Here is a 21762-nt window from a genome sequence, read left to right on the forward strand (position 1 = left end):
CTAAGGATCGGGTGCCCCGGACGACAGACCGTAGGGCGGCAGGTTACAGGAGGATGAGTGAAGCTTCGCGTGGGCGCCGCGCTCTTCGGGCTAGGTGTCTTGTTGCTGGTCTTCGCGGCCGGGCTGCCGTTCTACGTGGCCCCCGCCGTGACCAAGCTGCCCTATGACCTGGAACCAACGACGTCCGTCGCGGAGGCGAAGGGCGCGAAGTTCCTACAGATCAAGTCCGAAGCCGGTGGCGTGAGCATCGACGTGCCGCAGGCCGATCTCGTCTCCAGCATCGAGGTCATCCCGCAGCCGGAGGACACCAAGGACCGCGTGCCCAAGGAGCTGAAGGGCGACGCGGTCATCTGGAACGTCTTCCAGACGGTCAAGCGCAGCGACAACCAGGATGTGATCAGCCAGTACAGCACCGAGCTGGCGCTGTACCGGATCTCCGGCGCGGCTGCGCCGTGGGACGAGCAGTGGCTCAACGAGTCCGGCGCGGAGCAGACCCCGGTCGGCAACGTGCGCTACTCCGGCCAGATCTACAAGTTCCCGTTCGGCACCGGCAAGCGTGACTACCAGGTGTTCGACCGCGACCTGAAGAAGACGGCCCCGGCGCGGTTCACCGGCACCGAGAAGATCAAGGGCGTCGAGACGTACCGCTTCGAGCAGCGGATCGAGAACGAGCCGCTGAACACGCCTGAGGACAGCGTCAAGACGCTGCTGGGCAAGTTCGCGCCCGGCGCGACCAGCGGCCAGATCGTCTACAGCAACACCCGTACGCTCTGGGTCGACCCGGTGACCGGCGCCTACATCAAGGTGCGCGAGCAGCAGTACAAGGAGCTGCGTCCGGACACCGGCGCCCCGACCGTGCTGCTGGACGCGGACTTCAACTACAACGACGACACGATCAGCCGCAGCGTCGAGACGGTGAAGGACAACCGTTTCAAGATCGGCCTGATCAGTGTCTGGGGCCCGATCATCGCCGGTGTGCTCGGCCTGATCGCCCTGATCGCGGGCGTGTGGCTGGTGACCCGGCCCAAGGGTGACGGCAACGCCCGGCACCGGGCGGACGCGCCGACCTCCGACCCGACGTCCACCCGCGTCGACCAGGAGCCGGTGGGCGGCCCGCTCGACGACGAGATCCCGCCGGCGTCGACGAACTGGCGGTCCGACGATCCGTCGGTGCCGGCCCAGCGTTCGGGCGCCGGTGAGGTGGAGCGCCGCTGACCGGTACGCCGGAAGCACGACGGAGGGGTGGACCGCGCTGCGGTCCACCCCTCCGTCGTGGAGATCTCCCATGCGGGCGAACGTACTTTACATTCGTTACTCGATTGTAACGGCGAGATATCCGGTAACTTTCCGTCGCGCTCATCGCCATCGATGCCCGGTTTGGGCGGACATTTCGTCCTCATCTCCCTGCGTGGCCTGCGGTTTCGTAACGCCTGGTCACCTCGCCGTGTCGCCCCGGTGTTACCGCCGGGTAATCAGGGGGTTGTGAGCTACACCGCATCGGGTGCACGATCAGGCTCGATCGTTACCCGTCGGTAACAGAGGACGGGCCCGGCGCGGGCCGCCGGTTCGGAATCGGCCGCCGCGCACATTCGTTCGAGGAGGAACCCCCGTGCAGAATCGGCTCGACAACCAGGGTCGTACCCGGTGGCGGCGGTTCGCCGCCATGATCGTGCCCACCACGGCCGCCGCCGGTGCCATCCTGTTCGGCATGTCGACCGGCGCCATCGCCTCCGACATCACCGTGTCCGGGCAGACGTTCAAGATCGGCGCCAAGCGCCTGGAGGGCGAGGGCTTCAAGCAGTACGGCGGCATCGTCCGCGAGAAGGGCGAGGACGGCAAGGCCGGCACCACGCGCCCGGTCGCGATGGCCGAGATCAGCAGCGCCGAGCTGTACAAGCTCTGCCAGTCCGTCCGCGCCGACCTGCCCGGCCTGCCGGTGGTGCTCACCATCAACGCCGGTGAGGGCAAGGACCCCGCCCGGGCCAAGGACCTCGTCATCGCGATGGACTCGCTCGAGGGCAACGCCACCTTCACAAACATCCAGATCGGCCGCGACGCCAGCGACCTCAACCCGACGGCGCAGCGGGGCTCGTTCGGCCAGAACTCCGACCGGGTGACCATCCGTGAGCTGAAGCAGGTGTCCCGCTACACCACTTCCTCGACGTTCAACCTGGTCGGGCTCCGGCTCAAGGTCAACGTGGGCGACGACGCCAAGGGCAAGGAGTGCTTCTGAGCTGAGCACGGCCCGCGGTGGCCGACCACCGCGGGCCCGCCCCACCGTCCCCGTCCCCGCTCCGCCAGGAGGAGTACGTGACAACCCTCGAACCGTCCCACGCCCGGCTCGGCACCGCGGCCCGGGCATGGCGGACCTTCCGCCGCTGGCAGCGGACCCGGCCGTTCTGGGGCGGCCTGTTCATCATCCTGGCCGGGGTGGAGATGCTCGCCTCCACCCGGTTGACCCTCAACGGTCTGAGCTTCAGCAGCGGTGCCACCGGCCTGCTCGCCCTGCTGATCCCGGGCATCCTGGTGACCTGCGGGGTGCTGCTCTGGCTCAGTCCGCCGCAGCGGCTGTTCTACTCGATCGTCGCGGCGATCACCGCCGTCTACTCCCTGATCGGGCTCAACCTCGGCGGCTTCTTCCTCGGCCTGCTGCTCGGCATCGTGGGTAGTGCGCTCGCGTTCGCCTGGGTGCCGACCCCGCCGGCCGGTCCCGCCGGTGCCGAAGCGGCCGAGGTCGAGGGCGACACCGACGAGCCCGGCACCACTGTGGACGACCAGCTCGAGACCGCCGTGGACGAGCGGCCCGCGGACGAGCGGCTTGGGGACGAGCGGCTTGGGGACGAGCGGCCTGTGGACGACCGGCCCACCGTCGAGGTGCCGGTCGGCGTCCGGCCGGCCGTCGAGCAGCCGACTGCCGAGCAGCCGACTGCCGAGCGGCCGACTGCCGAGCGGCCGGGCGGGGAGCGGCCGGTCCCTCGGCAGTCGGTGAACGGGCACGCGGCCGGATCCGACGGCGGCCCGCCGGAGCGGGCGGGCCGTTCGGCGGACCCGCGCACCTTCGGCGTCGTCCTCGTGGTGCTCGGCCTCGCCACCGCCGGCCTGGCCGTAGCGCCGCGGGCGGTGCAGGCCGCCCCGAGCAAGCCCGCCGCCAGCGCCTGCCCGTCGAAGCCCGCCACGCCGTCGTCCGGCGCGAGCGCACCCTCCGCCACGCCCACCCCGACGCCGAGCGCGAGCCCGACGCGGGAGGGCAACATCATCACCGACTTCTTCGACGGGATCGGCGACCTGTTCAAGGGCGGCAGCGACAAGAGCGCGACGCCCTCGCCCACACCGACCGCGAGCGGGTCGGCGACCCCGACGAGCAAGCCGGCGACCCGTCCCGGCCCGACCGACTGCCCGTCGCCGGGCAAGCCGGGCAAGGAGGAACCGGCGAAGCCCGGCAAGGTGGAACCGGGCAAGCCGCTGCCGCGTATCGCCGCCGACCCGAGCCTGCCGAAGGTGGGCCAGCAGCCGTCGAAGCTCACCGGCTCCAAGGTGGCCATGACCGGGCTGCGGTTCGAGGGGATCACCGACCTGCAGACCGAGCAGGGCGCGCTCAAGGTGCTGAAGTTCAGCATGAAGGAGGCGGTGACCGACGACTTCCTGCTGGTCGCCGACGGTCCACGCGGTCGCACCCAGCGGTACGTGACCCCTCAGCTCGTCGTCCGCGACGACGTCGCGTTCTACTGCACCCGGTTCGTCGGCAAGCTCGCCGGCATCAAGCTGACGCTGACCCCGGACCTGCCGTTCCCGGACGGGCTGCCGGTCACGCTGCCCTTCAAGGTGACGTTCACCGACCCGGTCATCGACCTGGCGTACGTCACCAGCAACACATTGACCGGCGAGCCGCTGCGGCTGACGCTCGGCGCCTGACGCGACGGGTGCCGGCGGGACTCACCGCCGGCACCCGGCACCCGCTCAGATCCGGGCCAGCGCCTTGCGCAGCGGGTCCAGCCCCAGCGAACCCAGGTCGAGCGCCTGGCGGTGGAACTCCTTGAGGTCGAAGTCGGCGCCCTTGCGGGCCTTCGCGTCCTCTCGGGCCTGCAACCAGATCCGCTCGCCCACCTTGTACGACGGCGCCTGCCCGGGCCAGCCCAGGTAGCGGTTCAGCTCGAAGCGCAGGTTCTCGTCCGGCACCCGGCAGTGCGCCCGCATGAACTCCCAGCCCAGCTCCGGCGTCCACCGCTCGCCCGGGTGGAAGCCGAACGGGTTGTCCTTCGGGACCTCCAGCTCCAGGTGCATGCCGATGTCCACGATGACCCGGGCAGCGCGCAGCGCCTGCCCGTCGAGCATGCCGAGCCGGTCACCCGGGTCGGCGAGGTAGCCCAGCTCGTCCATCAGCCGCTCGGAGTAGAGCGCCCAGCCCTCGCCGTGCCCGGAGACCCAGCACAGCAGCCGCTGCCAGCGGTTGAGCAGGTCGGCCCGGACGGCGGTCTGGGCGACCTGGAGGTGGTGACCCGGCACGCCCTCGTGGTAGACGGTGGTCACCTCGCGCCAGGTGGAGAAGTCGGTGATGCCCTGCGGCACCGCCCACCACATCCGTCCCGGCCGGGAGAAGTCCTCGCTCGGGCCGGTGTAGTAGATCGCGCCGTCGCTCGTCGGCGCGAGGCAGCACTCGATCCGGCGTACCTGCTCGGGGATGTCGAAGTGGGTGCCGTTCAGCTCGGTGACCGCCCTGTCGGCGAGCGCCTGCATCCAGTCCCGGAACGCCTCCTTGCCGCGTACCGTCCGCGCCGGGTCGGCGTCGAGCGCGCGTACCGCGTCGTCGACCGACGCGCCACGCCCGGCGATCCGCGCGGCGACCGACCGCATCTCGGCCTCCAGCCGGGCCAGCTCGGCGAAACCCCAGGCGTACGTCTCGTCCAGGTCGACCTTCGCGCCGAGGAAGTACTGCGAGGCCAGCTCGTAGCGCTCCCGCCCGGCGGCCTGCTTCTCCCGCCCCACCGGCGCCAGTTCGGTACGCAGGAACTGCCCGAACTCGGCGGTGGCGGCGGTCGCGGCGGCGGCGCCCTTGCGCAGCTCCGCGCCGAGCGTGCCGTCGGCGTCGATCCGCTCGACCAGCCCGTGGAAGAAGTTGTCGCCCTCCGGGTCGACCCAGACGTCGCACTGCTTGGCGACCTCGACGAGCTGCACCCGCGAGCTGACCCGTCCCGCGGCGGCGGCCTCGCGCAGCGTGCGCTTGTAGCCGTCCAGCGCGGACGCGAAGCGGTTGAGCCGGGCGGCCACGTTCGCCCGGGCCTCCTCGCCGTCGGTCGGCATGAGGTCGAAGACCATCCGGATCTCGTGCAACCCGCTGGAGATCACGTTGACCTCGCTGCCGGTCTCGCCCGCGTCGTGGCGGGCCAGCTCCAGGCCGAGGCGCTCCTGCATGGCCTCCTTGGCGGTCCGCTCCGCCTCGGTCTCCGGCTCGGTCACGTCGAGTTCGCCGAGCGTGCGGCGGGCCAGCTCGGCGCGGGCCGCGTAACCCTCGGGCGACAGGTCGTCGAGCTGGTCGTCGTAGCCGGCGATGCCGACGTAGGTGGCGCCGGTCGGGCTCAGCGGGGCCCACTCGGCCACGTACCGGTTGGCGAGGTCATCGATTCGTCCCACCAGGCGACCCTACGTGACGCCGCATCCGGAATACCGCGCGACTTCGTCGTACCTCTGCGGCAGAGTGTCAGGGGTGAACGTCGAGATCACTCCTGACCGCGCCCCGGTACGGAGCTGGCTGCCCGGGTTCGTCGCGCTCGCCGCCATCTGGGGCTCCAGCTTCCTGTTCATCAAGGTCGGCGTGACCGAGCTGCACCCCGTGCACCTCACGCTCTACCGGGTGGCCACCGGCGCGCTGACGCTGCTCGTGGTGCTCGCAGTGCTGCGCGACCGGCTGCCCCGCGACCCCCGGGTGTGGGCGCACATGCTCGTGGTGGCCGCGTTCGGCGTCGCGGTGCCGTTCACGCTGTTCGGCTACGGCGAGCAGCGGGTCGAGTCGATGCTCGCCGGCATCTGGAACGCCACCACGCCGCTGATCGTGCTGCCGCTGGCGGTACTGGTGTTCCGCACCGAGCGGCTGACCGCGCGGCGTGCCGTCGGGCTGGGGCTGGGCTTCGCCGGCGTGCTCGTGGTGCTCGGCGTCTGGGAGGGCGTGGGCGGCGCCCACTTCGTCGGCCAGCTCATGTGCTTCGGCGCGGCTGCCTGCTACGGGCTGGCCATCCCGTACCAGAAGAAGTTCGTGGCGGGCAGCGCGTACTCCGGCCTGTCGCTGTCGGCGGCCCAGCTGCTGGTGGCGACCGCGCAGCTCGCGCTCGTCGCGCCGTTCGTCGGTACGCCGCCGTCGCCGATCGGCCTCTCCCCGCGCGTGGCGGCGAGCGTGCTGGCGCTCGGCGCGCTCGGCACCGGGCTCGCCTTCGTGATCAACATGCGCAACATCCGGCTGGCCGGGGCGAGCACGGCGTCCACAGTGACGTACCTGATCCCGGTGTTCGCGGTGCTCGTCGGCGCGGTGGTGCTCGGCGAGCGGATGAACTGGCACCAGCCGGTCGGCGCGTTCGTGGTGCTCGTCGGCGTGGCGGTCGCCCAGGGCCTGTTCGGGCGGCGCCGTGCACGGTCGGAGGCGGTGGCGCCCGCCGTCCGCGCCGCCGAGCCGGCCACCAGGGGCTGACTCCTCAGCCGCGGCCGGCCGTCCATTTCACCAGGCGGTCGGCCGTCCAGGTGTTCACCACCCGCTTCGCCGGTACGCCGCACAGCGCGGCCCGCTCGCAGCCGAATCGCTGCCAGTCGAGCTGGCCCGGCGCGTGCGCGTCGGTGTCGATCGCGAACCGGCACCCGGCCTCCAGCGCGACGCGGATCAGCCGCTTCGGCGGGTCCTGCCGCTCCGGCCGGGAGTTGATCTCGACGGCCACGTCGTGCTCGGCGCACGCCGCGAAGACGGCGTCCGCGTCGAACTCGCTCTCCTTGCGGGTACGCGCCCGGTGCCCCCGGTCGCCCGGCCCGGTCACCCCGGCGGGCCGGGAGGAGACCATCCGCCCGGTGCAGTGGCCGAGGATGTCCAGGTTCGGGTTCGCGATCGCGGTCAGCATCCGGCGCGTCATCTTCGCCCGGTCGTCGTTGAGGCCGCTGTGCACCGAGCCGACCACCACGTCCAGGCGGGCCAGCAGGTCCTCGTCCTGGTCGAGCGAGCCGTCGGCGAGGATGTCCACCTCGATGCCGGTCAGGATGCGGAAGCCCTTCGGCAGCGCCTCGTTGACGGCGGCGACGTGGTCGAGCTGCCTGCGCAGCCGCTCCGCGGTCAGGCCCCGGGCCACGGTGAGCCGCGGCGAGTGGTCGGTGAGCACCAGGTACTCGTGGCCCAGTTCGACCGCCGCCAGCGCCATCTCCTCGATCGGCGAGCCGCCGTCGGACCAGTCCGAGTGGGTGTGGCAGTCGCCGCGCAGCGCGTCCCGCAGCTTCGCCGCCGCCTCGTCCAGGTCCGTGCCCTCGGTCGCCAGCAGCCGGCGCAGGTAGACCGGTTCCTCGCCGGCCAGCGACTCCGCCACGCAGCGGGCGGTCACGTCACCGACACCGGACAGCTCGGTCAGCTTGCCGGTGCGTGCCCGCTCGGCAACCTCGGCGGCGGGCAGCGCGCCGAGCGTCTTCGCCGCCGACCGGAACGCCCGGACCCGGTACGTGGCCTCGTTCGCCCGTTCCAGCAGGAACGCGATCCGGCGCAGGTCGGCGATGGGATCCCGGGCACTCATGCCCTGGAACCTACGCGCATCCGCCGTCCGCCGCGTGTCCCCGCAGCGCGAGTCGGTCAGCCGCCGCGGGTGGACCGGCCGGGCGCGGCCGGGCAGCCGTGCTTGCGCTGCCATGCGGTGACCTCGGCGACCGGCGAGCGGTTGCCGCCCTTGCGCCACGAGTTCAGGTACGGCGCCGGCCAGACCACACCCCGGCGGATCCACCAGTCGTCGGCGCCCGTGCACTTCGGGGACAGGCCGAAGTGCAGGTGGCAGACGTTGTTGGCGTTGCCGGTACGGCCCACCTTGCCGAGCTGCTGCCCGGCGCGCACCCGTACCCCGGCGTCGACACCGGCGGTGATCGCGCTCAGGTGCGAGCCGTAGTAGCGCACCCCGTCGTCGCCGAGCAGCGAGACGGAGAGTCCGCCGTTGTGCGGGCCCAGCGGCCCGCGCTTGTCGAACCGGTCGACGCGGCTGACCTCCAGCACCACGCCGTCGGTGACCGCCACCACCGGTTCCCCGCAGTCGGCGAACACGTCGGTGCCCGGGTAGCCGCCGTGCGTCGGGTGGTAGGCGACGTTCCCGGCCCGTACCGGGAAGACCCGCTTCACGTCGGTGCGCGCCGGCGAGGGCGCGGCGGACGAGGGCGCGACCGGCGAGGTCGGGTCGGCGGGCTGCGCGGCGGTCGCGATCGGGCTCGGTTCCTGCCACCTGTCGGCGCGCCCGGTCGGGGCGCCGCACCCGGCGGCGAGCGCCGCGACGAGCAGCAGGACCGGGTACGCCGGCAGCGTGCGGCGTCCGATCGATGGCGAGCGCATCCGGTCATCCTGACAGACCACTACCGTAGGGACGAATGCCGAACGCGGGACGGATGGTCCGGGAAGGAGGCGGCGGTGACGCACGGGTGGCACGGCGGATCCGAGGGGACCGGCCCGGGGGCGTTCCCGGGGCCGCCGCGTACGCCCTCGGGGCTGTTCCCGTCGAGCACGTCGATGCGGCCCAGCTACCGCGAGCCGTACCCGGTCACCGGCGCCGGCGTCGCGGTCGGCGCGCTGGTCGCGTTCGCCTGGCTGCTGTTGTTCGGGCTCCTCGGCGGCGGCGTCGCCGGTTACGCCTGGTGGACGCTGCTGGCCGGCGGCCTGGCCTGGCTGGCCGCCGCGGTGCTGGTCCGCCACGGCGACCGGGGGGTGGCGACGGGCGTGGCGATCGTCACCGCGGGTGGCTGGAGCATCGCTGCCGCGATCGTCGCGACGCGGTGGGCACAGACGGGGGACTGGCCGCTCTGGTGACCTTGGGTGCCGGTTCCGCTGCGTAGCGAAGGCCACCTTGACGTACGCCTGAGGACGGTCCACGCTCGCGGTATGGCCTGGACCACACCGCCGCGGCTCGACCCCGAACGGAGCCGCCGTCGCCTGCAACTCCTCGCCGAGTTGGCCGGTGCCCGTGCGGTACAGCAGCGCCAGCGGCCGCAGCGGGCCCGCACCGAGCGGCTGCGCGAGCTCATCGCCACCCGTCGGCGCGTCGTCGGCTGACGGCTTTCTCTCAAGGAACGGCCGGCCCATACGGGGCGTTGACCGCTCGCCTGCCGACCCGACCGGTTAACGTGCATCGCGTGACGTGTCGGCGTGCTGCCGAGGCCAATTTTGGGGGGACCGTGTCGTACTTCGCTGCTGCGGTGGCGCGCGTCGACGGCGGCTGGACCGCCGGTGAGGTGAGCCTGCGTGGCGTCACCGACATCGAGGAGGTGGCCGACCGGCTGCGTGACGTCGAGCCGGACGCCGACCTCTCGCTGCTGTTCGTCGAGGCGGACGACACGTACCTGGTCGTCCTGCGCCTGGACGAGGGGGAGGACCTGCGGGTCTTCGGTTCGGACTCGGCGTACGCGGAGGAGTCCCGGCTGGGCGCGCTGCTCGTCGGTGACCTGAAGACCTCGGTGACCGGTCTGGAGGAGGTCGACGAGCCGCGCGCCTCCGGCGACGACGACACCGAGCAGCCCGCCGTGGACCCGGAGGCAGACCCGGTCGGCGACGCCGACCTCCTCGCCGACCTGGGCATCCCGGCGCAGAAGCTGCTGGCGCTCTGCGCGCACGAGGGCTCCATGCCGGCCGACGTGACAGCCGAGATCTGCCAGGTGCTCGGCTGCGTGGACGACGTCGAGGAGTTGCGTGAGGTCTGAGCCCGGGGAGTCCCTGACCCCCGGCGCCGCCGAACCGGCCGACGCGACCGATCCGGCGCTGGAGACCGTACGCCCGGGGCAGCCCACCCCCGGCCGGGCCGCGCGCGTCGGTCCGGGCGCCGACGAGGCGCTCGCCGAGCCGGGTGCGGTGGGCCGCCGGCAGCGGCACGAGCTGTGGATGCGCCGGGCCCTGGAGGTCGCGGTGACCGGGCCGGACGGCCCGGCCGCCGACCGGGACGCCGACGACGTGCCGGTCGGTGCGGTGCTCTACGGCCCGGACGGCGCCGAACTGGCGATCGGACGCAACGAGCGGGAGCTGACCGGCGACCCGACCGCGCACGCCGAGGTGCTGGCGTTGCGCCGGGCCGCGCAGCGGCTGGGCCGGTGGCGGCTCGACGACTGCACGCTGGTGGTGACGCTGGAACCGTGCACCATGTGCGCCGGTGCGATCGCGCTGGCCCGCGTCTCGACGGTGGTGTTCGGCGCGTGGGAACCGAAGACCGGCGCGGTCGGGTCGCTCTGGGACGTGCTGCGCGACCGCCGCGTCACGCACCGCCCCGAGGTGTACGGCGGCGTGCTGGAACGCGAGAGCGCGGCGGTGCTGCGCGCCTTCTTCCGCTGAGGGGTTCCTCGGCTCAGGCGCGCTTGGGCTCAGGCGGTCGTCGGGGCGGGGCGGAGCAGCGTCGCGGCGATCGCGCGGCCGACCTCGGTCCACGCGGTCGGGCGCAGGGTGGCCGGGTCCAGCCGGACGATCGACCGGCTGCCGGTGGCGTACACGGTCGCGCCGTCGGTCGAGCGGAACTCGAAGGCGTAGCGGGCGCTGCTGGTGCCGAAGTGCTCCAGCCAGAAGTGCACAGCCACCGTGCCGACGCCGACGACCGGCGCCTGATAGGTGATGGTGAACTCGCGGACCGCGTGGAACACGTCGGGTGCGGCGTGCACGTCGCCGCGGAAGGCGACGCCGCGCTCGGCCCAGTAGGGCGTCAGGGCGCGTTCCAGCAGCACCGCGTAGCGGGCGTTGTGCAGGATGCCCATCGCGTCCAGGTCGTCGAAGTGCACCGGCACGTGCTCGACGTGCCCGAACTCGGCGACCGGCCGGTCGGTGGTGGCGTGGCTCATGACTGGCCTTCCGGTAGCAGGGTCGGATCCGGGCAGAGCGCCCGCAGCCGGGTCAGCAGGCCCTGGCGGGCATGCCGGTAGGTGGCGTCCGGGTCGAGCAGCCGGGACCGCATCACCGCGCTGATCCCCAGCGCGTCGATCTCGTACGCGAGCAGCGCCACGTCCAGGTCGGCGGGGAGTTCGCCGAGGTCCACCGCCTCCTGGACGAGGCGTTCCAGCAGCGCGGTCCAGCGGGCGAACGCCTCGGCGAGCCGGTCCCGGACCGGGCCGGGACGGGCGTTGTACTCGAACTCGGTGTTGGCGAAGAAGCAGCCGCCGGGCAGCACGCGGGCGGCGTAGAAGTCGATCCGGGCCTCGTGCAGCGCGCGCAGCCGGCGTACGCCCCGTGGGGCGTGCAGGGCGGGGGCGACGATCCGCTCCTGCCACTGCGCGACCGCCCGGTCGACGGTGGCGAGTTGCAGCGCCTCCTTGGAGCGCCAGTGCGCGAAGAGGCCGGACTTGCTCACCCCCAGCCGGTCGGCGAGCTGGGCCAGGGAGAGACCGTGCAGCCCGACCTCGGTGGCCAGCGCCACGGCGGTGTCCAGCACCGCGGTGCGGGTGCGGTCGCCGCGGGCGACGCGGCCGTCGGAGGTCATGCGATCAGCGTAAGGGAAACAAGCACGACCGGTCGTATTTATTTTTGTGACCCGGGTAACGCGGAACCGCCCCGCCACCTTGCGGCGACGGGGCGGTCCAGGATCGATCGGTCAGGCGATGATGGTGTCCAGCGCGATCTCGACCATCTGGCCGAACGTCTGCTCGCGCTCCTGCGACGTGGTCTTCTCGCCGGTCTTGATGTGGTCGCTGACGGTCAGGATCGTCAGCGCGCGGGCCTTGAAACGCGCCGCGATCGTGTAGAGCGCCGCCGACTCCATCTCCACCGCCAGCACGCCGTAGTCGGCGAGCCTGTCGTACAGGTCCGGCCGGTCCGTGTAGAAGGCGTCCGCCGCCAGGATCGGCCCCACCCGCATGCTGATGCCGCGCCGCTCGGCCACCTCGACCGAGGTACGCAGCAGCCCGAAGTCGGCCACCGGGGCGTAGTCGATCAGCCCGTCGAAGCGCATCCGGTTCATGTTCGAGTCGGTGGACGACCCGATCGCCGCCACCACGTCCCGCAGCTGCAGATCCTCGGTCAGCGCCCCGCAGGAGCCGACCCGGATCAGCGACTTCACGCCGTACTCGTTTACCAGCTCGTGGGCGTAGATCGAGGCGGACGGCATGCCCATGCCGGAGCCCTGGACGGACACGTCGACACCGTTCCACTTCCCGGTGAAGCCCAGCATGCCGCGCACCGTCGTGTAGCAGCGGGCCCCCTCCAGGTAGGTCTCCGCGATCCACTTGGCCCGCAGCGGGTCGCCCGGCATCAGGACCCGCTCGGCGATCTCTCCCGGCTCAGCGCCGATGTGCGTACTCATGGCAAAGATCCTGCCAGGCCGGGCCGAGGGATACCGGTTCGGCGTCCAAGCCGGCGGTCCTGTACCCTCGTCGGCGGTGGCGTGTCCGAGTGGCCTAAGGAGCACGCCTCGAAAGCGTGTGAGGGTTTACGCCCTCCGCGGGTTCAAATCCCGCCGCCACCGCTCGTGACAAGCGAGAACGCCCGGTCGATCCGTAAGGATCGGCCGGGCGTTCCGCTTGTGGTCTCAGTTTCGGTCTCAGTTGCTGCTCAAGAGGTCGATTTTGGGCTCTCTGTCGGGGTGTCCCACAGCAGCCCTCCAACGCGCTGGGCGATGTCGCGACGCACCTGAGCGGTGAGGTGTTGGTACCGGGCCGCCATCGCCGAGTTTGACCAGCCCATGATGCCCATCACCGCCCGCTCGGCCACGCCGAGGATCAGCAGCACCGTGGCGGCGGTGTGCCGGGCGTCGTGCAGCCGGCCGTCCCGCAGCCCGGCGAGCTTGAGCAGTCGCTTCCATTCGTCGTAGTCGGTGCGCGGGTTGACCGGGCCGCCGGTCGGCGTGGCGAACAGCCAGTCACCGTCCTCCCATAGCTGGGCGGCAGTGACACGCTCCTGGTCTTGCTCGTCGCGGTGCTTCCGTAGCAGCGCCACCAGCTCGTCAGGGAGCCCGATGGTGCGTCGGCCGGCCCGAGACTTGGTCTCGGCGGTTTCGGCCCGTATCGGGCGACGGTCGGGGCAGTGCCCGCCATGCTTCCGTCCGCACGGCGAGCGGCACCCGTGCTCCCACCTCGGCCGCTGGCGGCCGCGCCGAACGGTCAGCGTCCCGGCATCGAGGTCCACATCTGACCACCGCAGGCCGAGCGCTTCCCCTTGACGTAGACCGAGGGCGAGCGCGACCGCCCACCGCGCATTGTTGCGCCGGCCGCGGGTGGCGGCCATGAGCCGCTGCACCTCGGTGACCGTGTACGGCTCGATCTCGCTTTCTGGCAGGCGAGGTGCCTTGGCGAGGGTGGCAGGGTTCTTGGCGAGGTGTCCTCGGCGTACGGCCTCGTTGAGCGCGGTGCGGATTGTGCGGTGTGCTTGGTGGGCGGTAGCCGGAGCCCTACCGGCCTCCTGCATTCGGCGGTAGAAGCGCTCCAGGTGCTCGGGCTCCAGGCGCTCGATTCGGTGGGCGCCGAGACCGGGGATGAGGTGCCGGTAGACGGCCACGCGGTAGCCAGCGAGGGTGTTCTCTCGCACGGCCGGGGCAGCGATGTTTTCGACCCAGTGAGTGAGCCAGGTCTTCACCGTCCAGCGCTGGCCCGCCTTGCGGACCGTGCCACTGTCCCGCTCTCGCTCAAGAAGCCGCACCTTCCTGATGACGGCAGCTTCGGTCTTCCCGCGGACGTGCCGGCGGTCAGGCGATCCGTCGTCCTTCACCCCGACGGTGACCCGGCCATGCCATGAACCGTCGGCGCCGAGGTAGACGCTCGATGCCCCGTTGGGTTTGCGCCCCATTGGCTGGATCCTTTCGTCAGGCGGCGTGGTCGAGGTGGGTTGGTTCGGCGAGCAGGCTCTGCACGTACTCGTCGAGGCAGAAGGTGGGGACGCGGCGGAGGCGGCCGATGGTGACGGTGCGGATCTGGCCGGTCTTGATGAGGGCGTACATGGTGGTGCGGCCGATGCCGAGTCGTTGGGCGGCTTCTTCGATGGTCAGGACGACGCGGGTTTCTGGCGTGGGCACGGTTTCTCCCCGTGGTTCCGGTGGGTTGAGAGCGCTCGTGGTGGGCGTTCTCGTCGGGCGAGGGTCAGTTGCTGGATGCGGCGAGCGCATCGACGGTGACCGTTGGAGCGGCCTGCCGTGAGGGCCGTGGGGCCAAGATTTCGGATGGGCCGGGGTGATGGCATGGGCCGGTTCGGCTAAGGGGTTCTCAGCGGGTCGGTCCACGCGGGTTGGTCGCGGTGGTCGGCGGTCGTTGTGGGAGGGGCTGAACCATCTCCGCATCTCCGCATCTCCGCAAACATGGGCGTGAGCTGGGCGAATGCTTGCGGAGATGCGGAGGTCCGTCGACCGGTCATCTCCGCAATCGGGGTTCACCTCCGCAGCAGGTTGCGGAGATACGGAGATCGATGGTTCCTGATGCTCTGATCTCCGCAGGGTGTTTCCGCTGGTGGTGGCGGGTTGGTGCGGCGTTGCGGAGATGCGGAGATGGTTCAGCGGTTTTCAACCGTCGTGGTGTTCGACCCAGAAGACGGCGCGGTCGCCTCGGTCGTTGCGGCCGGCGCGGATGACGTGGTTGCCGCGCCAGCGTCCGGCCTGTCCGGTGAGCATGCGGCCGAGTTGCAGCGGGTTGGGTAGGCGGCCGTTGTGGGTGGTGATGAACTGCCCGTCCCATGGGTCGTGGACGTCGCTGCCGAGCTGCACGGGCTCGGCGTCGCGCCGGAGGTCGGCGGCGGTGACTGCTCGGCCGCCGTGGCGGTCGTGCCAGGTGGTGAGGAACGCGCGCCAGCGCGTTTCGTCTTCGTCGATCTCTCGGATGTCGGCGGCGTTGGTGAGGAATCCGTCGATGCCGTGGTGGTGCAGGAAGCCGCCGAGGGCTTGCGCCCACGGGGTGAACTGCCGCATCGACAGGCCGGACACCTTCGGTGCTCCTTGGCGGGTCCAGTCGAGGACGAGGACCAGGAGGTGCCACAGGACGGTGAGTTGGTTGGTCGGGTCGGTGATCCACTGGTCGAGGTGCGGGATACCGAACCCGGTTTGGTCGCGTAGTTCGGGGCGGGGCATGTCCGGGTCGAGGTGCACGCGGACGGTGCGAGAGGCCATGTCTCCGCCGACTTGCAGGTTGTTGCCGGTGGCCATCCACAGTCGGTCGTTGACGGTGGCGATGTTCCGCGATGCGCCGAGTTGCCGGTCGGACCAGACGCCGCTGGTGACGAGTTGGGCGAGCACGGCGGAGTCGATGACGCTGCCCTCGGCGAGGTTGTCCCAGATGACCACGCCGACCTGCTCGGCCAGCACGGCGGTGATGGACTTGCGCAGCTCTTCATCCGAGTACGCCCAGGTCATTACGCGTTGCCCGTAGAGCATCCCGGGGCCGGCGGTCAGAATCGTTTTGCCAGATGACGGCATGGTCGCGTCGATCAGCGCGAACGGCGTCAGCGAGCGGGTGAAGTGCCGCAGGATCGGCGTGGCCAGCAGCGCCACGTAGTTCGCCCGATCTGCCGCCGACGCCCACGGGAAGTCGCGCAGGAACCGGCCGAGCAGGAACGTGCGGGCCTCGGCCACCTGCTCCGCGGTGGGCTCGTCCGGCACAGGCGGCAGGGCGACTTTGGAGGCCAGATAGAGGCCGGTCGCGGGGTCGTAGCCGGTTTGCTGCAACAGGGTGCCGTCGCGGCGCAGGACGGGTGCGCCGATGATGCCGCGCAGCGGCGCCACACCTTGCCACGTCTTCCCGGCCAGCACCGAGGCGAGGGTGTCGCGGGGTGGGGTGACTTCCTCTTCGAACATCTCCGGGTTGCCGGTGTCGCTCTTGCGGGTCTTGAGCCGGTAGACGTAGGCGTGCTCGGCGAGCAGCCCCGCCAGCCCGGCCGGCGTGACCACGCTGGCCGACACCGGCAGCGGCGAATCCTCGTCGGCGGCGGTGGCGAGGCCGCCGGAGACGGCTTCCATGTGCACCAGCGATCCGGCGGACACGTAGGTGTCGGGAAGGAGTCCGTCGGTGAGGGCGGCTTTGAGGGTGCGGATGGTTTCCGGGCCGGTGCCGATCTGCAGGCGGGTGCTGGTGTGGGTCATCCGGTCACCTGCCTTCGTGGTGGTCGAGGATGATGCGGCCGATGTGTTCGGCGACGGCGGGGACGACGGCGTTGCCGAGGGCGGTAAGGCGGTCCACCCGGTCGGGAAGCCCATAAGCCACTCGATCCACTCCGGGTTCGGCCGCCCACCGATCAGGTCCGGAATGTTCACGCCGGTCTTCTTGGTCGCGCGGCGTCGGGCCAGCCCAGCCGGGCTCAAGGCACCTCGGCGGGCGTCGGCTGCTTTGGGTGTGGGCCAGGACGAACAGGCGGGCTCGTGGGTGTGGGGCGCCCATCTCGCAAGCTCGGACAACGCCGGCGCGGGCGGTGTAGCCGAGGTCCGCCAGGTCGGCCAGAACTCGGGAGAGTCCTCGGGTGCGGTGGCCGAGGACGTTCTCCCCGATGACGTAGCGGGGTCGCAGTGCGTGGACGACGTCGGCCATCGCGGGCCACAACCACCGTGGGTCCTCCTCGCCTCGCCGGTGTCCAGCGAGGGATTCGCCCTGGCAGGGGTAGCCGCCGGCGACGACATCGACGCAGGGGCGGGGGCGGGAGTTCCACCAGGCGGCGGCAGTGCGTACGTCGTCATGGCAGGGCACCTCCGGCCAGTGCTTGCGTAGGACGGCTCGACAGAACGGGTTGATCTCGACGTGCCCGACGATCCGCATCCCCGCCCGCTGTAACCCCAGCGACAGCCCACCGATACCAGCGAACAGCTCCACCACGTTCAACACGGCACCGCTCATGCCACCCTCCCCACGCCGGTCAGGTAACGGGGCTGCCGTGCGCCCACCCGCAGCCCGGAGGCGATCGTGCGAGCCACTTCGCCGGGCCGCAGCCCGATGGACAGGGCGACCGGTTCCAGGACGGCGGTCACGGCGTCGTCGGTGAGCGCGCCCCCGGCGGCGAGCTGGCCGAGCGCCACGGCGGAGGTGAACAGGGCGTGGTTGCGCTGCCCGTCCGGGGCGGCGGCCAAGTGAGCGACCTGGCGGCGGATCGCGACCGCCACGTACCGGCCGTGCCGGTCGGCCAGCAGGCTCACCGCGGCTGCCCGCCGGGCCGGTCGCGCGGCAGGGGCGAGCAGCCCGGCCAGCCACGCGGGCAGCGGCGCGGGGTCGACGTCCAAGGAGACCGCGTAGGGACGGCCGGCGACCGTTGAGCCGGCGGCGACGACGTAGCCGCCGTGGGCGCGGGTGTCGACCTTCCATCCGAGGCCGCCCCGGTCGCCGGTGGTGTTGCGCAGGGCAGGGCCGGTGGTTGGGTGGTGGTAGTAGAGGTGGGTGCCGCCGCTGCCGGTGCCCACGGTGTAGGTGGCGTCGATGCCGGTGCGGGGGCCGGCGTCCGGGCCGAAGCCGTCGAACGAGTCGATGGGAGTGCCGTGGCGGGCGGCGAGGGTGGCGAACACGTCCCACCCGTCGCACGCCCCTGCCCACTGCGCCGGTGGGCTGTCGTCGGGGTGCTTGGGCACGTCCAGGTCGACCACCACCAGCCCGGACGGGCCGCACGCGATGCCGACGCCGTAAGGGCGGGTCGACCACGCGCGGCGGATGCGGTCCGAGTCGGTGGTGGCGCGCTGCTCCCATCCGACGTGCCCCGCTCGGCAGCGCGGGTCGCGGCCGGCGCAGTCGTCGGCGGTGTGGTCAGGAAAAGCGGGTCGCTTGTCGTCGGGACGCAGCGGGAAGACGTGCCAGCCGCGCGCGGCGTGGGCGAGCGCGGCGGCGAGCAGGTCAGACATAGGGAACTCCTGTCCAGGGTCGGGCCGAGGGCCGGCTCTCAGGCGGGGCGGCGGTGGGCGCGGGCGGCGTCGAGATCGATCAGCGCGCCGCGCGAGGTGTCCGGGGCGCGGGTCGGCTGCTTGGCGGCGGGGACGGTGAGGCGCAGGTAGAGCCGGTGACGGCCGGCATCGGCACCGGTCAGCGGCCGGCGGGTGCCGTGCTGAACTACCCGGGCGACGGCGGACAGGGCGGCGGTGGCGCCGTCCAGCTCGGCCGGCGTGCCGGTGAGCCACACTTCGAGGCCGCCGGTGAGGTGCGGGTCGCGGGGTGATGCGCCGTCGCGGCGCGGTGCGGACGTCACGCTGCTCGCCTCGGTCGGGGTCGGGCGGCGATGGCGGCGCGGGTGACGGCTTGGCGCAGGTCGCCGAGCAACCCGACCAACTGACGGCGGGCGGGCAGCTCGGCGGCGGCCAGGGCGACGCGCACGCGCACCTCGGCGTGCTCCCGTCCGGTGGCGGTGCGGACCCGCACGAGGACGGCGCGCCCGTGGCCGGGCAGGTCGATCACGATCTCTTCAGAGCGGTGCTCGCCGAGGCCACAGCGGTGACCTCCGGCGCACCAGTCGGTGTGTGGGTCGGGGTTGCGGCGGTTCATCGCGTGCCGGCTCGATACTCGTCGCGGACGCGCTCGATGACGCGGCGGCCGACGCGCACCCGCTTGCCGGTGCCGGCGCAGCGGTGGCACTCGCGCTTGAGCCGAAGGATGAGGCCGCGTCGTTCTCCGGCGCCGTTGCAGCGGCGGCAGGGACCGAACGGCACGGCGTAGCACTTGATCAGGTAGAACGCTGCGTAACCGACGATGGTCAGGCTAGCTAGCGCGGCGATGGTCAGCATCAAACGCCTCCACGGGCCGGTTTGAGGGTGCGCGGGCCGACGCCGCTAGGTGCTAGGGCGCTGGCCAGGGTTTTGATGGGCCGCTAGCGGCGAATCTCGGCCTACTTGCGGCCGGCCGAACCGTTGTCGCGGTCACGCTTGGTGAGCGCGTCGGCGACGTGGGCGCGGGTGATGCCCTTGCGGTTGCCGGTCTCGGCGGTGTCGGGGTCGGTGCCCCACACCTGGCCGGTCTTCACCCCGTGCGGCTTGAGCGCCTCGCGGAGCTGATCGGCGGTGAACCCGACGTACACGTCGGGCCGCAACGCGGCGAGGCGCTTGACGATGGTCGTGGACCACAGCTTCGGGTCTTCATCGCCCATGACCGCCAGCACGTCCTCAAGGATCGTGTCCCGCCGTACGGCGTCGGTGGTGACGGTGTGTCCGGCGGCGTGGCCGGTGATGTTGCCGGCCCGCTCCCGCAGCGCCCGCGCCCGGGTGACGACGGCCTTGGCGGTCGGGCTGTCGATCTCGAACGTGCGGGTGATGGTCGGGTCGTCGCCCTCACCGGCGAGGTAGCCGATGCCCTTGTCCCGCTTGGCGAACATCGTCGCCCGGATGCCGCTTTTGAACATCGACTGGCCGAGCACCATGTCGTTCTCGCGGTAGCCCATGACCTTGAGGCAGAACCGCAGCACCGCGTTGGCGCTGATCCCGGTGGGCAGGCTCTTGTCGTCGGGTCGCTGGGTGGCCGGGATCAGCGTGATCCCGGTCGCCGGGCCGCGCTTGATCAGGTCGGTGCAGATCTCTTCGAACTCGTCGCCGTACTTCGGGTGCTCGAACCACACCTGGCACTCGTCGATGCCGATCACGACGGGGTGTAGGCCGAGGGACTTTTTGCTGGCGAGGTCGTCGGTGACCTTGTTCTCGGGGCACAGGTCTGGCGGCAGCTCGCGGATGACCTTCGTGCGGCGCCGCATCTCGGTGCGGATCTCCCGCATGGCGGCGATGCCGTACTCGATGTCTTCCTCGTCGTCACCGGCGCGGTAGCGGTGCGCGACCGGCTCCAACGGACTGAGGTCGCCGGTGCCCTTGAGGTCGAACGCGAGGATCCACGCACGCGGGTCCAGGCAGGCCCCGAGCAGGGCCAGGCGCAGCGCGAACGTCTTCCCCATACGCGGGATCGACCCGATGATCATTGAGGCGAACATCAGGGTGAGGGTGACGACCCGGCCGCGCGGGTCGGTGCCGAACGGGAAAGGCTTGAACAGGTTGACCGTGCCGGACTTGAGCAGCGGCCAGGGGTTCTGCTTGGCGCGCGACAGGTCCTTGTCGGCGACGAACAGGGTCAGCATGCCGGGGTGCACCTCGGCGTTGACCTCCGGCCACACGCACCCGAGCGGGCGGGTGAGCGCGGCGGCCAACTCTTCGCGCTTGTCGACCACCGTGGAGGCGGTCACCCCGCGCGGCAGCTCCACCTCCGCCCGCCACCCGGTGCCGTTCTCCCGGGTGATCGGGGCGGTGAACCAACGCTTGCCGTTGTCGCCCCGGCGGATCGCGTCGTTGATGCCCTTGATGTTCAACGCGGCCAGGGCGTGGAACACCTCGGCCGAGGTCAGCGGTGCGGCGGCGGTGCGGACCACGGCCGTGTCGAGCAGCGGCTTGTCGGCCGGTGCGCCGACGAACCCGAACACCGCCACCGCCACGGCCAGGGCGGCGAGCTGCACCGCGCCCGGCGCGGCCAGCAGCACCCCGGCGAGGGCGAACAGCGCCAGCACGGCGGGGATCGCGGTCAAGCCACGCCAGCGCACCCGCCGGTCACGCTGCCGTGACAAGCCCTGATAGGTGCGGGCCTCCTCCGGCTTGTCGATCGCGGCGCGGACCACCGACTGCCGGACCGGCTCGCCTTCCAGGTCGAACAGCCACCGCCCGTAGCCCCGCACCGCCCGGCCGACCCCAACCGGGGCACGCCAGGCCAGTTTCACGGTGTACTTCGGGGCGCGCAGGCCGTGGTAGGCGAGGGCGTGCAGCCCGAAGCCACCGGCCCATGCCACGTTCCCGGTGAAGTCCGACCGGGAGCGCAGCCACTCGGGCAGGATCGGTACCCGCTCGGCGTCGCGGAACCCGGCCAGGGAGAACCGCGGCCGGCGCTGCGCCTCCACGCTGTCGACCAGCGTCGGCCCGCCGCCCGGCAGGTCGTCGTCCGGGTCGCCGTCGTCGTCGGGGGTGGTGGTCGCCTGCCGGCGGGTCCGGGCGGCGTCCAGGTCGACCACCTCGGCGTCCGGTCCGTCCGGGCCGTTGGGGTCGGTCAGGTCGTTCTCTGCGGCCTGCCAGTCGAAACGGTCGTCATCGTGGGGGTGGGGACTAGCCACGGCGGGCCTCCTTGCGGGTCGCGGGGGTGCGGGAGGTGGGGCGGTGCTCGTTGTCGTTCCAGGTCCGGCCGCTGCCCCTGGCGGTGCCGGTGAAGCCGCCGCGTGAGGTGCGGAAGCCCTTGAACACGTCCTCACTCGGCGAGGACTTCGCGGCGGCGGACCGCTTCGGGGCGCTCACCGCGTCGCCTTCCCGAGGCGGAACACGACGACCGGGGCGCACAGCCGGCCGTGCGCGTCGATCTGCCACGGCGTGGTGCGGATCAGCCGACGCTCGGCGAGGGCGGCGGTCGCGGCGGTGAACTCCCGCTCGTCGGGCCGGTCGTAGGGCTGCACGCGGGTCGGCAACTCGACCCATTCGGTGCCCTGGTTGTAGTCGATGAGCAGGGTGTAGCCGCCGCTCGCGGCGGGGGCGATCGTGGCCCGCAGCGGGGTGCCGAGCCAGAAGGGGCGGTGGGTCCGTAGACGGGCTACCGCTGTCCGCAGCGCCCGCAGAGGTAACAACATCAGTGCTCTCTCCTGAGGGTGTGATGACTGGATGGGGGGACCGGCGGCACGGCATCGGTTTCCAGACCAGG

General features: G+C 71.8%; 25 protein-coding genes and 1 tRNA gene. 9 read left to right on the top strand and 17 right to left on the bottom strand.

The window, feature by feature from the left end; translation table 11 throughout:
• Positions 1-57 precede the first annotated feature (57 nt).
• From Q3W68_RS26035 to Q3W68_RS26045, 3 genes are all read left to right on the top strand, one after another.
• Positions 58-1215, top strand: coding sequence for a DUF3068 domain-containing protein (locus Q3W68_RS26035; protein ID WP_302907955.1), 1158 nt, complete (start codon positions 58-60; stop codon positions 1213-1215).
• A gap of 394 nt (positions 1216-1609) precedes the next feature.
• Complete coding sequence (locus Q3W68_RS26040; RefSeq protein ID WP_302907956.1) at positions 1610-2233, top strand: DUF6230 family protein; 624 nt, start codon at positions 1610-1612, stop codon at positions 2231-2233.
• A gap of 77 nt (positions 2234-2310) precedes the next feature.
• Positions 2311-3912 (top strand): DUF6114 domain-containing protein, encoded by a 1602-nt coding sequence (locus Q3W68_RS26045; protein ID WP_302907957.1) that lies wholly within the window; start codon positions 2311-2313, stop codon positions 3910-3912.
• A gap of 45 nt (positions 3913-3957) precedes the next feature.
• Here Q3W68_RS26045 and Q3W68_RS26050 read toward each other — a convergent pair whose 3' ends face one another.
• Positions 3958-5628 (bottom strand): DUF885 domain-containing protein, encoded by a 1671-nt coding sequence (locus tag Q3W68_RS26050; protein ID WP_302907958.1) that lies wholly within the window; start codon positions 5626-5628, stop codon positions 3958-3960.
• 73 nt (positions 5629-5701) lie between these two features.
• Here Q3W68_RS26050 and Q3W68_RS26055 point away from each other — a divergent pair, with 73 nt between their 5' ends.
• Positions 5702-6676 carry a DMT family transporter gene (locus tag Q3W68_RS26055; protein ID WP_302907959.1) on the top strand — a complete coding sequence of 325 codons (975 nt, stop codon included), beginning with the start codon at positions 5702-5704 and terminating at the stop codon, positions 6674-6676.
• A 4-nt stretch (positions 6677-6680) separates the two neighbouring features.
• On the opposite strand, the gene Q3W68_RS26060 is transcribed toward Q3W68_RS26055, so the two are convergent.
• Both Q3W68_RS26060 and Q3W68_RS26065 read right to left on the bottom strand, forming a co-directional pair.
• Positions 6681-7751 (bottom strand): PHP domain-containing protein, encoded by a 1071-nt coding sequence (locus Q3W68_RS26060; protein WP_302907960.1) that lies wholly within the window; start codon positions 7749-7751, stop codon positions 6681-6683.
• A gap of 56 nt (positions 7752-7807) precedes the next feature.
• Entirely contained in the window at positions 7808-8548 is a 741-nt protein-coding gene (locus tag Q3W68_RS26065; RefSeq protein WP_302907961.1) for a M23 family metallopeptidase, read from the bottom strand.
• A gap of 174 nt (positions 8549-8722) precedes the next feature.
• Between Q3W68_RS26065 and Q3W68_RS26070 the strand changes: the two genes are divergently transcribed.
• The 4 genes from Q3W68_RS26070 (at position 8723) to Q3W68_RS26085 (ending at position 10528) form a co-directional block, all read left to right on the top strand.
• A complete protein-coding gene (locus tag Q3W68_RS26070) occupies positions 8723-9019 on the top strand; it encodes a hypothetical protein (protein WP_120572665.1) in 297 nt (98 codons plus the stop codon).
• Positions 9020-9091: 72 nt separating this feature from the next.
• Positions 9092-9262 (top strand): hypothetical protein, encoded by a 171-nt coding sequence (locus Q3W68_RS26075; RefSeq protein WP_302907962.1) that lies wholly within the window; start codon positions 9092-9094, stop codon positions 9260-9262.
• 122 nt (positions 9263-9384) lie between these two features.
• Complete coding sequence (locus tag Q3W68_RS26080; RefSeq protein ID WP_302907963.1) at positions 9385-9906, top strand: tRNA adenosine deaminase-associated protein; 522 nt, start codon at positions 9385-9387, stop codon at positions 9904-9906.
• Positions 9907-10054: 148 nt separating this feature from the next.
• A complete protein-coding gene (locus Q3W68_RS26085) occupies positions 10055-10528 on the top strand; it encodes a nucleoside deaminase (RefSeq protein WP_368045771.1) in 474 nt (157 codons plus the stop codon).
• 29 nt (positions 10529-10557) lie between these two features.
• On the opposite strand, the gene Q3W68_RS26090 is transcribed toward Q3W68_RS26085, so the two are convergent.
• From Q3W68_RS26090 to deoD, 3 genes are all read right to left on the bottom strand, one after another.
• The gene (locus Q3W68_RS26090; protein WP_302907965.1) at positions 10558-11025 is read right to left on the bottom strand and encodes a thioesterase family protein; all 468 of its coding nucleotides are present in this window, start codon (positions 11023-11025) and stop codon (positions 10558-10560) included.
• Complete coding sequence (locus Q3W68_RS26095) at positions 11022-11660, bottom strand: TetR/AcrR family transcriptional regulator (protein WP_302907966.1); 639 nt, start codon at positions 11658-11660, stop codon at positions 11022-11024. The genes Q3W68_RS26090 and Q3W68_RS26095 overlap by 4 nt, the downstream gene beginning before the upstream one ends.
• Positions 11661-11771: 111 nt before the next feature.
• Positions 11772-12479, bottom strand: a complete 708-nt coding sequence (gene deoD, locus Q3W68_RS26100) for a purine-nucleoside phosphorylase (RefSeq protein ID WP_047891806.1) — start codon at positions 12477-12479, stop codon at positions 11772-11774.
• Between the two features lie 75 nt (positions 12480-12554).
• On the opposite strand from deoD, the gene Q3W68_RS26105 reads away from it, so the two are divergent.
• Positions 12555-12641, top strand: a tRNA-Ser gene (locus Q3W68_RS26105).
• Positions 12642-12727: 86 nt separating this feature from the next.
• On the opposite strand, the gene Q3W68_RS26110 is transcribed toward Q3W68_RS26105, so the two are convergent.
• From Q3W68_RS26110 to Q3W68_RS26160, 11 genes are all read right to left on the bottom strand, one after another.
• Positions 12728-13957, bottom strand: coding sequence for a tyrosine-type recombinase/integrase (locus Q3W68_RS26110; protein WP_302907967.1), 1230 nt, complete (start codon positions 13955-13957; stop codon positions 12728-12730).
• Positions 13958-13973: 16 nt separating this feature from the next.
• On the bottom strand, positions 13974-14183 hold the full coding sequence (locus Q3W68_RS26115) for a helix-turn-helix domain-containing protein (protein WP_302907968.1): 210 nt from the start codon (positions 14181-14183) through the stop codon (positions 13974-13976).
• 480 nt (positions 14184-14663) lie between these two features.
• Positions 14664-16232: a hypothetical protein gene (locus Q3W68_RS26120; protein ID WP_302907969.1), complete on the bottom strand. Its 1569-nt coding sequence runs from the start codon at positions 16230-16232 to the stop codon at positions 14664-14666.
• 4 nt (positions 16233-16236) lie between these two features.
• The gene (locus Q3W68_RS26125) at positions 16237-16977 is read right to left on the bottom strand and encodes a DNA cytosine methyltransferase (RefSeq protein WP_302907970.1); all 741 of its coding nucleotides are present in this window, start codon (positions 16975-16977) and stop codon (positions 16237-16239) included.
• Complete coding sequence (locus Q3W68_RS26130) at positions 16974-17966, bottom strand: bifunctional DNA primase/polymerase (RefSeq protein WP_302907971.1); 993 nt, start codon at positions 17964-17966, stop codon at positions 16974-16976. The genes Q3W68_RS26125 and Q3W68_RS26130 overlap by 4 nt, the downstream gene beginning before the upstream one ends.
• Positions 17967-18004: 38 nt before the next feature.
• Positions 18005-18307 carry a hypothetical protein gene (locus tag Q3W68_RS26135; protein WP_302907972.1) on the bottom strand — a complete coding sequence of 101 codons (303 nt, stop codon included), beginning with the start codon at positions 18305-18307 and terminating at the stop codon, positions 18005-18007.
• Positions 18304-18600, bottom strand: coding sequence for a hypothetical protein (locus tag Q3W68_RS26140; protein ID WP_302907973.1), 297 nt, complete (start codon positions 18598-18600; stop codon positions 18304-18306). The genes Q3W68_RS26135 and Q3W68_RS26140 overlap by 4 nt, the downstream gene beginning before the upstream one ends.
• Entirely contained in the window at positions 18597-18839 is a 243-nt protein-coding gene (locus Q3W68_RS26145) for a hypothetical protein (RefSeq protein ID WP_302907974.1), read from the bottom strand. The genes Q3W68_RS26140 and Q3W68_RS26145 overlap by 4 nt, the downstream gene beginning before the upstream one ends.
• A 101-nt stretch (positions 18840-18940) precedes the next feature.
• Positions 18941-21187, bottom strand: coding sequence for a cell division protein FtsK (locus tag Q3W68_RS26150; RefSeq protein WP_302907975.1), 2247 nt, complete (start codon positions 21185-21187; stop codon positions 18941-18943).
• Positions 21180-21365 carry a hypothetical protein gene (locus Q3W68_RS26155; RefSeq protein WP_302907976.1) on the bottom strand — a complete coding sequence of 62 codons (186 nt, stop codon included), beginning with the start codon at positions 21363-21365 and terminating at the stop codon, positions 21180-21182. Before Q3W68_RS26155 ends, Q3W68_RS26150 begins: the two co-directional genes overlap by 8 nt.
• Positions 21362-21691: a hypothetical protein gene (locus tag Q3W68_RS26160; RefSeq protein WP_302907977.1), complete on the bottom strand. Its 330-nt coding sequence runs from the start codon at positions 21689-21691 to the stop codon at positions 21362-21364. The genes Q3W68_RS26155 and Q3W68_RS26160 overlap by 4 nt, the downstream gene beginning before the upstream one ends.
• Between the last annotated feature and the right edge of the window lie 71 nt (positions 21692-21762).

This window comes from Micromonospora sp. C28ISP2-4 (assembly GCF_030519385.1).
Classification (GTDB): domain Bacteria; phylum Actinomycetota; class Actinomycetes; order Mycobacteriales; family Micromonosporaceae; genus Micromonospora; species Micromonospora tulbaghiae.